Source organism: Vallitalea guaymasensis, from assembly GCF_018141425.1.
Classification (GTDB): domain Bacteria; phylum Bacillota; class Clostridia; order Lachnospirales; family Vallitaleaceae; genus Vallitalea; species Vallitalea guaymasensis.
The window spans coordinates 2,371,810-2,388,098 of sequence record NZ_CP058561.1; the positions used below are offsets into that span (position 1 = coordinate 2,371,810).

Here is a 16,289-nt window from a genome sequence, read left to right on the forward strand (position 1 = left end):
CAAAATATATTATTAAAAAAGGGTATAAAAAAACATGCCTCAAGCATGCCTAATCCTATTATACTATTTAGTGCTAACTTGTGTTCTTAACTAAAATTTAGTAAAGAGTACCATTAATAAAACCATTCTACTGGTTTTCTCTCTTCACCTTCTATTCAATTCGTCTCATTTAGTTAAGAATTTAGACATTGCACTTGCTCCTTTTCATTTAATTCATCTTTAATTATAGTATATTGTAAAAATGTTGTCAAATATTTCTAGAATATAAGTATTAATATTTAAACTTATTTTAATTTTATAGTCCACTATTTTCAAAATAAAATATACTACCCTTTTATTTATTCTAAATAGCCCTAATCACTCATCATAATATATATATTAAAAAAATATAGTAATTTGGGACTAAAAACAATAATGCTTTAGGTTATAGTTCAAATACATATATTGACATAAATTTAACCCCTAGTATATAATGAGTTATAGTATTAAAACAGGTTTTTCTAAGTTATATTTTATTTTTCTAATATTTATACCTAATTTTTTAACAAGTTCATTACATATTATAACACTAATTGACTTAAAGGAGACTTACTATGAGAACAAGAAAAAAATTTACAGGGATACGAGGAAAATTATTTACAGTTTTTTTAGGTATAGCTTTAATACCTTTGATAGTAGGAACAATTATTTATATTTTGAGATTTGAAACAAATGAATACGAAAATTTTAGAGATACAACTACTCATACGATTAACCAAGTTGATAATTACTTAAATAGTAACATTGAAACGCTAAAAGGAAATGCAAAACAAATGGCTACTCATTCTTTAGTAACTCAAATAGATAACACAATATTTTCGACTGCTGATAAAAAAGGTGATAAAAAGATTAAAATACCAACGCCAGAAATAGGTAGTCTGTCTAATAGCCTTTTGGAAGTAATGAAAAATGTGGGAGAAAGTTATCCTAATATTTATTTAATTGGAATAGGTGTAGAAGAAAATGGAGGTTATCTAAAGTGGCCTGTTAAAGAAGGTAGTACTAGATCTCCAGGTTATAATCCAAGAGAAAGAGGCTGGTATCAACAGGCTTGGAACAATCCCAACGAAGTAATTCTAACGGATCCTTACCAATCAACTGGAACAGGTAAGTTATTTATGAGTGCCGCTTCTGTGATTAAAGATGAAACAGGAAATAATAAAGGTGTTGTTGCGGTGGCTCTAAGTTTGGAAAATCTTACAAATACTATAAAAGATATTAATATAGGTAAAACAGGATTTGTTATTCTGGTAGATGGAAATGGTAAAATATTAGCTCACCCCAAAAACGAAGATTTAATGTTTAAAGATATTAAAGATGTATTTCCAGAAGAGTTGTTAAATGAAAATGATATCAATGAAACCGAAAATATTCATGTCAATATGGATGGTAAAGATTATGTGGTCAATGCATATAACTCCGATAGACTTGGATGGAAATTAATCGGTGTAATAGAGGAAACAGAAATCCAAAAAGATATAAATACCATGAAAAATACAGCTTTTATAATGGTACTTGTTATAATAATTGTTGCTTTTATATTAGCAATTATTATTGCTAAATATTTTACTGCTCCACTGGACGGAGCTATAAACCATATTAATTTGTTAGCAGAAGGGGATTTTTCTAAACAAATGCCTCAAAAATACATAAACCGTAAAGATGAATTTGGATATTTAGCTAAGATGTTAGTCAATATGCAAAAAGATATTAGGAATCTTATCGGGCAGATATTAGATTCTGTAGAGCAAGTAACCTTATCTTCAAATCAATTCTCGGTTACTACTAAAGAAACAGCACAGGCTTTAGAACAAGTAACTAATGCTATGGAAAATCTAGCCGATGGAACAGAAAAACAGATGACCGTTGTAAGTCATAGTACAGATACAATAGAACAGATATTACAAGGTATCCAACAAGTAACAGAGAATGTTAATGATGTAGCAAATGGGTCTAATGAAGCAACAAAAGCAGCTAATCATGGAGAAAAAGCTATGGATGCTGTAGTTGTTCAGATGAATACAATCGAAGAAACTACTGTAAATTCTTCTGAGGCAATAATCCGCTTAAACGCTCATTCAGCAGAAATAAGTCAAATAGTGGATATAATCGTCAATATTTCAGAACAAACCAATTTACTTGCTCTTAATGCGGCAATAGAAGCAGCTAGGGCAGGAGAGCAAGGAAAAGGGTTTGCAGTCGTTGCAGATGAAGTAAGAGTATTAGCTGAACAGTCCCAATCAGCTGCTAAAAAAATATCCGAATTAATACTAGAAATTAAAAATGGTACTGATCAAGCAGTAATAGCTATGAATGAAGGTACTAATCAGGTTAAATTAGGTAAAGAAACTGTTGTTCGTGCAGGAAAATCATATGAAGATATAATTAATCTAATTAAGCATGTTTCCTGTCAGATTCAGGAAGTATCCAGTACTATGCAACAAATGTCAGATAGTAGTATTGAAATAGTGTCTTCCGTTAAAGATATTGAAAATATTAGTAGAGAAATAGCAGGTGAAACACAAACTGTATCAGCCGCAACCGAAGAGCAAATGGCTTCAATACAAGAAATTCAAGCTTCTAGTGAAACTCTTGCAAAGATGGCTATTGATATGAAAAATACAGCTGAGAACTTTTCAATCTAATTAATAATCATTAATAAATTGAGTAGGAGGTAGATAATTATTTTATCTACCGTCCTCTCATACCATTTTGGCAAAAAGAAAACAACACCCTAATACTAATTAATATTAGAATATTGTTTTCATATATTACTTAAGATTCTATAGGCTAATGGATTACCTTGTTGTATTAGTAATCAAATCTGAACCAATCAAAATTACCTACTCCACTACCATCTTTAAATACAACATAAATATCATGTACACCACTACCACCTGTCAATGATATAGTTTGTTCGTGGAATGTATCCCAACTCCCTGTATCGCCAACGGTAAGTGTCCCAATCAATGTACCTGTCACACTATCAAGTCTTATTTCAGCTCTTTTACCTGCATAAGCTGGGTCAACTGCTACTTTGACAACAAGTTCATTATATCCATTCCCTAGATTTACATTATTATAACATAACCAATCTCCATCATCGCACCAACCCACGACTTGATCTCCTGGATGAAGACTGACTCCATTCATTGAATCATAGTCTTCTGCTTCAATAGTTATTGGTTCAACCGTACATGGCGTTACCATAATATAATCCAAGTTAGCTACTCCATTATTTCCAGCATCATTCTGATAAGTAATAGTATTAAGCCCTTCTTCTAAGGTTAAAACTTCTTTTTTACTTGCCCATGAGTCCCAATCAGAAGTAGGAGGAAGATTGGTATCCAAAGCTTTCGTTCCATTAACATAGACACCTAATGTCCTTTCAGAAACTTCTCCTGAATATCTTAAAACAACCTCATAATGTCCTGCTTTTGATGTATTGACTGAAAATGTTGTTGCTGCGCCAGTACTTCCATATCCATCTATGAAGCCTGTTCCAGAATATCCAGTGTGATTAGTATTGATACTTGCACCACTTGACAATACTGCTTTTTCTGCTTCATATTTGGTTGGCAACAATACTGTAGCTACCAATGAAGTATCAAAAGGAAAATCACCTTTTAGCCCCACATTATTCCAATCAATACCGTTTTGAGATGCTTTTGTCATTGCATCCTGTTCATTAGTACTATGATGATTATTAATATATGTGAGATTTGAATTTCCATTATTCTGGAATGCTCTTGTTCCTGCCCAATTATATACTAGATTATTTTCTAATGTATAATAATCAGAATCATCATCATTCATAAATCCGAAAAAAGCATAGGAACTTACATCATTATAATAGTCATGTAATCTGTTATTGAAAACATAATTGCCTTTTCCTGTTCCCCATCCTTCAACTGCTCCGCAATCACCACTATCATTGCATAAATCATACATATCATTATATTTGATTACATTATCTTTACATAGATTAAAATCATAGTGATTATCAAAATTAACTGTTTCACCATAGTATGTTGATGGCTGTGTGCCCCATCTTTGCCCTTTTAATGATATACCATACCTTGGCATTGTACTAATTTCATTATATGAAATTTCATTATCTCCACTCATATATAATTGGACACCTGATCCATGACCTACATTCAAACCACAATTATAAATATAGTTGTTAGAAATAATATTATTATGATTCACATAAGCTTCAGTTATATTAGCAAAACCGCCCCTATTAGGTCCCCATCCAGTTAGATAAATACCGTTATAGCCAGCATCCTGTATCCAATTTCCATAGATTGTATTATTATCGGCTGCATGATTCAAAATTATAGCACTGAATCCTGCATTGAATATCTTACAGAATCTAATGGCATTATGACTTGCATTCTCCATATAGAATAATCCGTAACGACCATGTTCATACTCATTGTTATCACCAATGCCTATAGTCCCTGGGTCTTGATAACTCCAATGCTCATTACTGTAATTGCTTAATGCCATTTTAAGTCCTTCAAAATGTAGATTCATAACGTGATTATCAGTAGAACTACCTTTTAGCTCTATAACATTTTTTACAGTGGCAGCAATGATTTCCTGTTGGTCTATAGAATCATTACCAGACCAATAATATACATACCCCTCTGACTGGTCATAATAAAACTCTCCAGGAGTATCTAAAAAATCTAAGGAACCATTTAGATAATATCTTGCACCTGTATCCATTGTTCTAAAGGTATTAGTACTAGGATTAACCTTGATAGTTTTATTTGTAAAATCTACATTATCAATACTCAACAAGGAAGTGAACCAATCCCAATGAGCTTGTCCCACCCATATCATCACAGATGCATCACTGTAATCAAAAGTATCAGTTATATCTTCTGCCTTATACTTAAAGGATATACCTTCAATTACCTTTGAATCCACTTTAAAATACCCTGTATTAGGTGTCCTTGCTACTGTACATGTAACACCGTTTTCTATCATATTATAAGATTGCCAATCGTTCCCTACATAAGCCTTATAAATGTTACCCTCATGTAATGTCCATCCTGTAATTTTTTGTCCACCTATAATTTCAGGTTCTTCACTATTATAATTCTTATAATGAATCTTATACCCATTAGTGCCACTATCTGATTCATTAAAAGTTATAGTATCTTCTATATAGTATTCCCCATCCCTTAGATAAACGATAATATCCCCAGTCATGTTATCATTGATGGTACGAATGACATCTCGTGCCTTAGTAATAGTTGCAAAAGGCTGTGATTCTGTACCAGGATTAGTATCATCCCCATCAGGTGATACATAAAAAGTTGCTTGTATACCTGCAGCGTATACTTGTTCCATGCTAATAGGGGTTATCCCCAACACATACGTTGTTACAAAAACCATCAAAATAATAATTGTCTTATTGAAAGACTTGTTCTTTAACATATGAAACCCTCCTATTTTATATTATTGGAATCTAAACCAATCAAAGTTACCTGCGCCATCACCATCTTTGAACACAATATAAACATCATGTATTCCACTACCATCACTTATATCAGTACTTTGCTCTTGAAACATATCCCAACCACCAGTTGCCTTCATTGTTAGAGTACCAATTATTGTTCCAGTAATGCCATCAAGTCTAATCTCCACCTTTCTCCCAGCATAAGAATTGTCTACAGCTGCCCTTGTTGTAAATGCTGAAAAACCACCTCCTAAATCTATATTTTCATAACATAACCAATCTCCTGTATCACACCATCCTACAGATGTTCCTTCATTAGATAATTCAACTCCATTCATAGAATTATAACCTTCTGCTTGGATATCTAATAAGGTTGGTATTTCTTGAGAAGTTATGTCAATATTATCAACCTTAGCCGTAGTACCTTGATATGGATTATGGGATGATACACATATACCTGCTTTTACTGTACTATTCATATCTACACTACAGCTACCAAGGGATGAACTCCAATTGATACCATCTACTGACTTATAGGCTGAAAAAGTATTGCCGGATTTTATTAGCTTCAGATATACCGGAAAAGTATAGCTACCTAAATTAATGTTATTACAATTACCGCCTTTGTTAGTTCTCCACTGTAACTCCAAACCATTAGATGGTGTTACTATCAAATCAACGAAATTACTATCTGAATCTCCAGATTCTCTAAACATCAATCCTGCTTTTGCCCATTCATCGGTATCTACTAAAGACGTAACACGAGCAATAATCTCTGAATTCCCTTTAACCAGTTTATTAACATATGCAAATTGGTCTGAGCTTCCCCATATATCAGAGCCTGCACCTGTTACTGATAATTCTTGATTATCATATGAAGCAGAACCTGTTATTAATGGTATACCTATATCCAGTAATTCTAGGTCAACAGGTAATGTAGATGATATAGGATTACTGAATTCAAACCAATCAAAGTTACCTGCACCAATTCCACCTTCAAATACTATATAAACATCATGTAATCCTCTTACACCTGACACTATGGTACTCTGTTCTTCAAAAACTTCCCATCCGCCTGTACCTTGTAGATTAAGGGTTCCAATTAATCTTCCTGTAGGACTATCCAATCTTATTTTAGCCACTCTTCCTGCATATTCGTTATCTACTCCAACCCTTGCAGTAAAACCATTATATCCATTACCGAAATTTACTCTATTGTAGCAAAGCCAGTCCCCATCATCGCACCATCCTACCGTTGTGCCTTCAGGTTGTATCTCTACCCCATTCATATTGCTGAAGTCTTCCGCTTGAATAATCTCAGGAAGTTCATATGTATAATTCTTAATTAATCTAAACCAGTCTAGCTTACATATATCATTTGCGCCCTTGAATACCATATATATATCATGAATTCCACTTATATTGGAAATAGCACAAGACTGAATATTAAATGCTTCGCCTGTTGAAGTTAGATTTAAAGTACCTATAAGATTACCATTAGGACTATCCAGTCTTATTTCAATATATGCCTCTTCATTTTGCTGTTCAACACAGACATTTGCTTCAAAGCCTTCCATACCTGTCCCAAAATCTACTTTACGCATAATCCAATCATCATTATCACAGCCTTCTACATATTTAATAGAACCAGATGTATTGACTGATGTATCCTTCAAAACACTATTTTCTGCTTCTATAGTATATAATCCATTTTCTGCAAGGGATTCTGGCCATCCTCCAAGAGAATTTACTTCATTGGTAATTACATTAAGAAGTTCATCATATCCTTGGGGTTTATTGGGATAACTAATAGGATTGTTTATCCATGTGTTACTTATTCCTTTATCCAAATGAGTATTATTGCACCAAGTGATATTGTTACTTAAAGTACAATAATTGGAGCTACTGTCTAAATAGATATTGTACATATATAACCCGGATAAAGGATTGATTCTATATAGTATATTTCCTTTCCACTTTGTTCCATCCCCACAATGCCATGAATATAGAGCTCCACCATCATTAAGTTTCATCATATAATCTCTAACAATATTTTTTTCCACAACATTATTTTCTGAATGTAAATAAGCTTTGACACTATGTTCTGTAAGATCATCAGGCAACTCTGAATCTCTTAGCTGATAGAAATCCGTATTATCCCAATATGTATCGTAACCACCTATAGTCTTTGTATTATCATTCCTATCATTTATTTCATTATTTGGTACCCCTACTATAGATATCCCTGCATATGGAACATTTCTGATATAGTTGTACTTGATCGTATTGTTATTACTTCCATAGATAGTTATTGCAGCAGAATGTGAATATGGTGCAAGTCCAATATGGTGGATATAATTTCTTTCTATGATATTATTCTTATTAACGTCTACATTACCTGGTCCATATCCGTATAGTTCTATACCTCCACATCCCAAGAATCCCAGTTCATTGCGTAGAATCCTATTGTTCTGGTTATATTGGGTCATAGCGATTCCGTAAGCACCTATATTGAGTAACTTATTACCTTCTATAACACAATCTCTTACTCCTTGTAGATAAACAGCACCTCCAGGATCTTCACTGTTACGTTTTATAGAACCAGCTGACCATTCATCTTCATGTAACCTATCTGAATACATTAAAGTAAGCCCTCTAAACTCTATATCATGTACCTGATCTTGCCAGTTGTTGGCTTCTCCATCACCCTCCAAACGGATTAATTCATTCAAAACAGGTATTACTGCATTTTTATTATCCATGTTTTCATCATAAGGCCAATAATAAATCTTTCCTTGTGTGCTATTTACACACCATTCACCTGGTCTATCAAGAAAAGGAAGAGCATTTATCAAGTTTGAATAACCTCCACCTTCATAATTATCAAATGTGTCCTTAGCAAAATTGTTAGGATTCTTACTATGTCTCCATACTGTTTTTGTAATTGGGTCTACATCTTTTATGACAGATATGCTGTTCCAAAATACAACATTAATCAATAGCATTTCCATATCCCCATTACTAGGTAGATTCTCTAGACTAACTTCATCCCTATACTTCAACCACTGACCATTTGGACCTATAGTTCCTATTTCTCCACTATTATTACGAAACTTGTACCAGCTTCTCCACACATCATGATTATATTGTCTTGCCACCTGCTGCATTATTCCATTAATATAAAAATAATGGACTCTCTCACCTTGAGGTATATCTGCTACCCATAGATTTCCATTTGCCTCAGGTGTAATTCCCCCAATATTTTCAGTGACTCTCGTCCATTCTCCTACATTTATTCCCCCGCTGATTATGGGCTCTTCTCCTGGATATGATCTATATATTATTGGAGCATCTACTTCTCCTGAATCATCAGGTGTCAAAGTGAATGTATCTGTTAGAATATACTCTCCTTCTCTAATATATACTGTTACTCCACCTGCTGGGATACCACTGGTGTGCTTTAATTCTCTTATAGCATCCCTAGCTCTATCTAATGTTGCAAAAGGATGAGATATTGTGCCTGCATTAGAATCATCACCATCAGTTGACACATAATAGATAGTTTGAGAATCAGCATATGCCTTTTCTTCTGTTATTGGACTTGTACAAATGATACAAATAAAAATGATTACCCACATTACAATAAACTTTCTTTTGTTATACCTTTTGTTAAACATAAAATACCTCCTCATTTTTTATACCACTCAATATAATCCAAGTAATATTTTAAGTATCTGGCTTGTAACAATTCAATTTATAATTTAGTATAGTGTTAGAAGAATATAGGTAACTTCTAGATGTGAAATATATCATATTTAACCTTAGATAAGGTATCCTTGGTTTATGACTATAAGTCATAGTACAGCATATATACTTAGGACTATATTCCAACTCTTGAAATGTGTAAATAATAAAATTTGATAATGCCTTTAAAATATTGTTTTCAATATATTCAAAATCATGTTATTAATTAAAATCCTGTATAAATGGCATGTTTCCATATTATAATCAAAGAAATATATACCTTAAGTGTAATTCTAAGTCATACAATTATCTTCATTCACCAGCTATAATAAAATCATGAAATGAAAAACAAGGAGGATGTTTATATGAAAAAGATAGGTACATTATTATTGCTAGTAACAGTTTTAACAATGTTATTTGCTGGATGTAAAAATAATGATGCAAAAAAAGAAAGTGCAAATGTTCCTGACAACTCAACACCTGAAGTTACCGAACCAGATGCAAAAAATAACGAAGACCCTATTCAATTAACTGTATGGACTAATGTTGTTGGTAAACATGCAGAGGTTCTTGAAAATATGGCAAAAGAATATGAAAAACTTAATCCTAATATTCAAATTGATTTCAGTGCTCCTGGTGGAGAATATGAAAACATGTTAAAAGTAAAAATGGCTGCCAAAGATATGCCAGATATATTCTCAACTCATGGATGGGCAAAATTAAGATATGGTGAATTCTTAGCTGACTTAAGTGACAGAGAATGGGCTGATAAAGTTACAGAGTCCTTCAAACCAATCGTCAGCGACGAAGAAGGCAAACTTTATGTATTACCTTTTGATCAAGATCAATCAGGTCCAATCTATAATACAGCTATTTTTGAGGAATATGGTATAGAAATACCAGCTACTCTTGATGAATTTATGGCTGCATGTGAAACTATCAAAACTAAGAGTAATGGAGAAATCACTCCAATAGTATGTGCTGCTGAAGGCTGGGAGGAAGCTCAATTCTTCGATTTCTTTGCAACACCACTATTGATAAGTCCAGAGAAAAATGAAGCAGAAGCTCTATTAAATAAAACTTTTGATTGGAACAAATGGGACGTTCTACCTGAAAAATGGCTTGAAATGTTTGAAAAAGGTTATATAAACAAAGATATCTTCACAGTAAAATTCAGTGACAATATAGCAAAATTTGCTGAAGGTAAAGCTGCTATTGGATTCTATGGTCCATATTTCATTGAAGAAGCTCGTGCTCTTAATCCAGAAATAAAAGCAGATATGATGCCTATTCCTGCTATATATGATGGTGATGAACCAACTTTCGCTGGTGGAGAAAAAACAACTTTCGGTGTTTGGAAAGATTCTCCTAACAAAGAAGCTGCTATGGCATTTATTGATTTCTGTGCACAAAAAGAAAATGTTGCAAAAGTATGTGCTTATACAAAATTACCTCCTGCTATTGAAGGTGTAGAAATCAATGCTGGAGAGTTAACAAAAACTTATGAGAAATACGCTAACCTAAGAACTTTCCCATACTTTGATAGAGTATATCTTCCAAATGGAATGTGGGATGTTATGTGTAAGAATTCTCAATCCCTACTAGGCAAGGTTATCACTCCTAGAGAATTCTCAGAAAACATGGAATCAGAGTTTAACCGTCTACATCAACTACAAGATAATTAATTATAAATACATAATCTAAAGAAAGGGCTGTCTCATAATGTTAGCCAGTTAACGAATATATTATGAAGCAGTCCTTTTTGTAACTCATTAATTATTGAATCTAGAAAGGAATAGATATGAAAACGATACAAAGCAAACTTAAAAAGCAGTTACACTCACCAAAAATAGTTAATATCATGTATGTTCCTGCTCTTATCTTCTTTGTTCTGCTTATATTTTATCCATTTTTTCAGGGAATTATTATATCTTTCAAAGAATGGAATGGTTATTCTCCAAAATTTCTATGGGTAGGATTACAGAAGTATCAGAAATTATTTCACGATAAAGACTTTTATTTTACCGTAAAAAATACTCTTATCTATGGAGTAGGCAGTACATTAATACAAAATGTTCTAGGTCTTGGATGTGCAGTTCTATTGGATCAAAAAATGAGATGTGAGAAATTGGTAAGAACTGTTGTATACTTACCAGTTGTTATAAGTGCATTGATTATGGGATATGTATGGTATTTCTTTTTCAAATTTGAAGGTGGAGCAATCAATGATATTATGATGCTGTTGGGCTTAGATCCACTTGACTGGCTTGCTGTAGGAAAACGTTCTGTATGGATTATCACTCTTGTAAACTCATTTCAATATATGGGTATTTCAATGGTTATATATCTAGCTGGCCTTCAAGGTATTCCTAAAACCTATTACGAGGCAGCTAGTATAGATGGTGCTACAAGTTGGACAAAGTTCAAAAACGTTACAATTCCATTGTTAATGCCAGCCATAACAACCAGTGTAGTTATAAACATTATTGGTGGTTTGAAGCTATTTGATGTAATCATGGCTATGACAAAAGGCGGACCTGGCTATACATCAGCTTCTATATCAACAATGATGTACCAGATATATTTTGTAAGAATGGATGCGGGATATGCTTCTGCAATGGGAATAGTTATGTTCTTAATAATTAGCATAATCAGTATTATCAATTTGAAATTTTTCAGGAATAAGGAGGTAGAAATGTGAAAAGACTCAGTAGATGTATTATGTATATTGTAGGCATCTTATATTTGATACCTTTTTATATCTTAATCAATTTGGCTTTTAGACCTGCTTCCAATAGCTCGTCTTATTGGATACCTTCTTTTAACCTTTATTTAGATAATTTTAAGAATGCATGGTTAGAGGCAAACATGATATCGGCGTTCAAGAATAATATATTCATCACTCTTGTAGTAGTTGTAAGTGTTATTGTTCTTGGTGCATTTGCTTCATATCCATTGGCAAGGTATAAAACAAAATTCAATAATTTCATTTATACCTTATGTGTATCCTGTATGATTGTGCCTCCATTAACTATATTGGTTCCATTGTATAAATTGATTGTCAATACTACAGGAACCAGTACATACTTAAGCGTTATATTACCTCATATAGCTTATCAGCTACCAATAACAATCTTTTTGTTTACTGGTTTCATAGGCTCCATATCCAAGGAACTTGATGAAGCAGCTTTGATTGATGGATGCGGACGTTTTGGAATATTTTTCAGGATTATATTCCCATTGTTGAAGCCAGTAACAGCAACAGTTACAATCTTGGTTGGTGTAGCTATATGGAATGATTATACATTTTCAATATTTTTCTTACAGAAACCCAATATGTATACTTTAACAGTAGCTCTAAATCAATTTTTCTCTCAGTTCTCTAATCAGATCAACTGGGTAGCTGCTGGATGTATAATAGGTACAATACCATTAGTTATTCTCTATTTGTTTCTCCAAAAATACTTTGTTAAAGGATTATCTGCTGGAGCTGTCAAAGGATAATCCAACGGAATTCTATCTAATATATTGTTAGAGAATATACAAGATAGAATTCCATTGCCTTATTATTAATTGGACTTCTTATGCTTTAATTCGGATGGGTAGATATTATAATAGTTTTTGAAAAGCTTACTGAAATATCTTGCACTGTTGAAACCAACTTGATTGGCTACTTGACTTACTGTAACATTGTTGTTTGTTAATAATTCTTTTGCGATTAACATTCTCGTCTTGGTGAGATATTTCATGAAAGTGATACCTTCTTTTTTCTTGAACAACGTACTTAGATAATTAGGTGTCAGATCTAATTTATCTGCAATCTGATAGATACCTATATCTTTCATGTAGTTTTTTTGGACATAGAGTTTAATTTGATTTATACTATCCATTTGGCTATCATCAGTTGACTTGGTTTTAACAAGGTATTCATGAGCTATCTGTTTCAACTTCTCAATAGTCGTATTACCTTCATCATAAGATTCAAGTAAAGGATTTAGATATTTTTTAAAGTCATCCATCAGTAATTGTTCATTAGTATTAATCAATTTGTCAAGAGTATCAACATGACTCATGAAAGCCAAATAGTTGTTACTATAAAATGTATCAAATAACCCGGAGCAATTGTCAACTAATTGTAGCTGACTGTCTTCTGCTTGTTCCCACATATCCTTAAGGTCATTAAGGGTAAATATGTGCTCACTAGGTTTCAATATCCTTAACTGACACATGTTATATATGCAATGCAGGTATTTGAAATTATTATCCAGCGAGTCTACAGCTTCTGAATGAATCAGCGTCAATTCCATACCTGTACAACGATATTTTAAGAGCATAACTTTTAGAGACTTATAAAAATTATTTACTATTTCCTCAGCCTCTTCATGATTGCCTAAGAATCCCCATGCCAAAACTAAGGTTAAATCAACTCCTTGTCTGTTTAAAAAAACTATTCTAATATTAGGAGTAATGATATTTTTAATCTTTTCTCTTAGTTCTCCATATAATTTCTGCATTACATTATTTCTGAGAGCTATATCAAAAGAATTGGTATTAATACAAAATGTCATATATTTTATATGCTCAGTATAGTTGATTTCAAGCTTTTCTAGATATTGTAATTCTTGATATATACTATTCATGTCTGATTCAAACTGTTGATTCAGCAGTAAAGCATATTTTTGATTCTCCTGGAGCAGTTCTGAGATAACTTCACCTAGTTCGTTGATACTTATGGGTTTCAATAAGTAATTGGATACCCCTAGCTGTATAGCTTCTTTTGCATATGAAAATTCTGAGTAACCAGTAACTATAACCCATTTTGTGTAAGGTGCTATACTTTTAGCTTTTTCAATAGCTTCAAGTCCATTCATTTTTGGCATCCTGATATCTATAAAAGCGATATCATAAGTCGCTGTTTGAATTTGACTTATCAAAGCTTCCCCATTGTCTACTTCATCAATCCAATCCTTTGATATACCTAATTCTCCTAACATACTAACTAATGTAGATCTGACTAAATATTCATCATCAGCTATTAAGATTCTCATAGATCAACACTCCCTGCCTTTGAGTTATTTTCAAGATTAAGAGGTATCTTTATATTTATTTTGGTACCTTCTCCTTCTTTGCTGTCAATTGTGATTTCACTAGATGAATTAATAAGCATTAACCTGTTTTTTGTATTGGCAATTCCAACGTTGGATGATACTTTAGTTATGTCAAAACCAATTCCATTATCTTCAACTAATATGTATATATAATCTTTATCTTCTATTTTTTCTATAAATGCTTTTACTTGTAATTGACCAGACTCGTGTATAGGTTCCAACCCATGAATTATGGCATTTTCCACCAAAGGTTGTAATAGTAATTTTGGAACTTGAACATCTTCTAATTCTGGGTCTAGTTGAAAATCATAGTTGATACGTTCGCCAAAACGTAATTTTTGTAATGCACAGTACCGCTTTAGAAGCTTGAATTCTTCTTCTAGGCTAGATGTATCTTGTTGATTGAGAATATATCTCATCATTCCTGTTAAGTTGATTATTGTCTCTTCTACTTTTTTTCGCTCACCTAATCTATTAAGCCCTATCAATCCATTGAGGGTATTAAATAAAAAGTGAGGCTGTATCTGAGATTGTAAAGCATGATATTCGGCTTTTTGTTTTTCTATGATTGCCTTATACTCTCTGCTTACCAAATCATCAATCTCATACATCATATTATTGAGGTTATGACACAAATAAGAAATCTCATCTTTTCCTGATTCGTCGAATAATAGAGAACGGTTGCCTTTTTGAATCTTCTCAATTGTCATAAGCATATTGTTGAAAGGCTTGGTAATATGATTCCACATAAGATAATAGATCAATATAGTAATCAAGAGCTCTAGGATTATAAATAAACCGCCTACTATATACATACCTTTGACTTTATCATTTAGCTCAGATTGAGATACTAATATATTGATATGCCATGGCAATTTGCTCAATGGTCTTTTAATAAGTCTATAATCATCTTTTTCTGAGGAGATCTTTTTACCTGTATAATTAATGATTTGGTCTTCTAAGGACTCTGATATTGGTTTTGTAGCATATATAAGATTATTGTTCCCGTCATACACTGTAATAATTGATGAAACCCCTAGATTAATATTATTAAAAGTCTTTGCAATAATATTGGTATCCATATCAGCCATAAGAACTCCCAAGGTCTTCATTGTTATTGGGTCTTTTATAAGACGAGCCACTGAAAACACTTGACCAGCTACGGGGGTTTGTAGATAATCTTGTTTATGGGCATTGATATATGTTACATTACTGTTGTTTATAATAGCTTGTCGATACCATTGTGCTCCTTTGAAGTTATATCCATTAATAACTGAAGTTTGTCCGTACTTTTTAGTTGTAATGAATGATTGCAGGTTTTCTGTTACAAAAAGAGCACTTAATACATCAACACGAGTTGATTGAAGATAGTTAGCCAATGTATATTGTATAGATTGAGTTAATAGAAATTTATTATATGTATCCAATTCATCGTAGTAACTGTTATTTATTACTAACAGAGAATCCATAAATGATTGATTGAAATACGGCATGATAGTTATTCTTTCAAGTTCATCAAAGTAACTATTAAGATTATGTTCAATAGCTGTTAAAGTACTGTCCGTCAATACATCAATCTCTTTATTCATTGTCTTTGAAAAATACGTTGGTAACGTTACCATTACTAAAATTGATAATAAAAATATGGATATAAGAAATACTGTAATCAATTTGAATCGAAAAGAGTAGCGATAGTGTATCAAAGTTCTTCACTTCCTTTAGACATATAATGTATTATACAGTAATTTGTTACAGTCTCAAAAGGACTGTCTCTATTTATTTTGTCAAGAAACAGTCCCTTATTTATTTTATTTATATAGATTACTTACCCCATATTATACTACAATAGTATATTTTAATACATGTCATATTTCTATAATTTCGGTACTTCTTTCTACACTATACTACTAATAAGATTTTTG

At 32.5% G+C, this 16,289-nt stretch carries 8 protein-coding genes; 4 read left to right on the forward strand and 4 right to left on the reverse strand.

Annotation, left to right across the window (positions count from 1 at the left end; translation table 11 throughout):
- Positions 1–593 precede the first annotated feature (593 nt).
- Positions 594–2,684 carry a methyl-accepting chemotaxis protein gene (locus tag HYG85_RS10470; RefSeq protein ID WP_212693415.1) on the forward strand — a complete coding sequence of 697 codons (2,091 nt, stop codon included), beginning with the start codon at positions 594–596 and terminating at the stop codon, positions 2,682–2,684.
- A 166-nt stretch (positions 2,685–2,850) separates the two neighbouring features.
- Here HYG85_RS10470 and HYG85_RS10475 read toward each other — a convergent pair whose 3' ends face one another.
- Together HYG85_RS10475 and HYG85_RS10480 are read right to left on the reverse strand one after the other, a co-directional pair.
- Complete coding sequence (locus tag HYG85_RS10475; RefSeq protein WP_212693416.1) at positions 2,851–5,493, reverse strand: carbohydrate-binding protein; 2,643 nt, start codon at positions 5,491–5,493, stop codon at positions 2,851–2,853.
- 21 nt (positions 5,494–5,514) lie between these two features.
- Positions 5,515–9,192, reverse strand: coding sequence for a carbohydrate-binding protein (locus tag HYG85_RS10480; RefSeq protein WP_212693417.1), 3,678 nt, complete (start codon positions 9,190–9,192; stop codon positions 5,515–5,517).
- 432 nt (positions 9,193–9,624) lie between these two features.
- On the opposite strand from HYG85_RS10480, the gene HYG85_RS10485 reads away from it, so the two are divergent.
- The 3 genes from HYG85_RS10485 to HYG85_RS10495 all read left to right on the forward strand — a co-directional run bounded on the left by HYG85_RS10485 (position 9,625) and on the right by HYG85_RS10495 (position 12,763).
- Positions 9,625–10,944, forward strand: coding sequence for an ABC transporter substrate-binding protein (locus tag HYG85_RS10485; RefSeq protein WP_212693418.1), 1,320 nt, complete (start codon positions 9,625–9,627; stop codon positions 10,942–10,944).
- Between the two features lie 116 nt (positions 10,945–11,060).
- Complete coding sequence (locus HYG85_RS10490) at positions 11,061–11,960, forward strand: carbohydrate ABC transporter permease (protein ID WP_113672919.1); 900 nt, start codon at positions 11,061–11,063, stop codon at positions 11,958–11,960.
- Positions 11,957–12,763, forward strand: coding sequence for a carbohydrate ABC transporter permease (locus HYG85_RS10495; protein WP_212693419.1), 807 nt, complete (start codon positions 11,957–11,959; stop codon positions 12,761–12,763). Before HYG85_RS10490 ends, HYG85_RS10495 begins: the two co-directional genes overlap by 4 nt.
- 65 nt (positions 12,764–12,828) lie before the next feature.
- Here the strand turns inward: HYG85_RS10495 and HYG85_RS10500 are convergent, their stop codons facing one another.
- Complete coding sequence (locus HYG85_RS10500; protein WP_212693420.1) at positions 12,829–14,307, reverse strand: response regulator transcription factor; 1,479 nt, start codon at positions 14,305–14,307, stop codon at positions 12,829–12,831.
- Complete coding sequence (locus HYG85_RS10505) at positions 14,304–16,070, reverse strand: sensor histidine kinase (protein ID WP_212693421.1); 1,767 nt, start codon at positions 16,068–16,070, stop codon at positions 14,304–14,306. The genes HYG85_RS10500 and HYG85_RS10505 overlap by 4 nt, the downstream gene beginning before the upstream one ends.
- Positions 16,071–16,289: the final 219 nt, after the last annotated feature.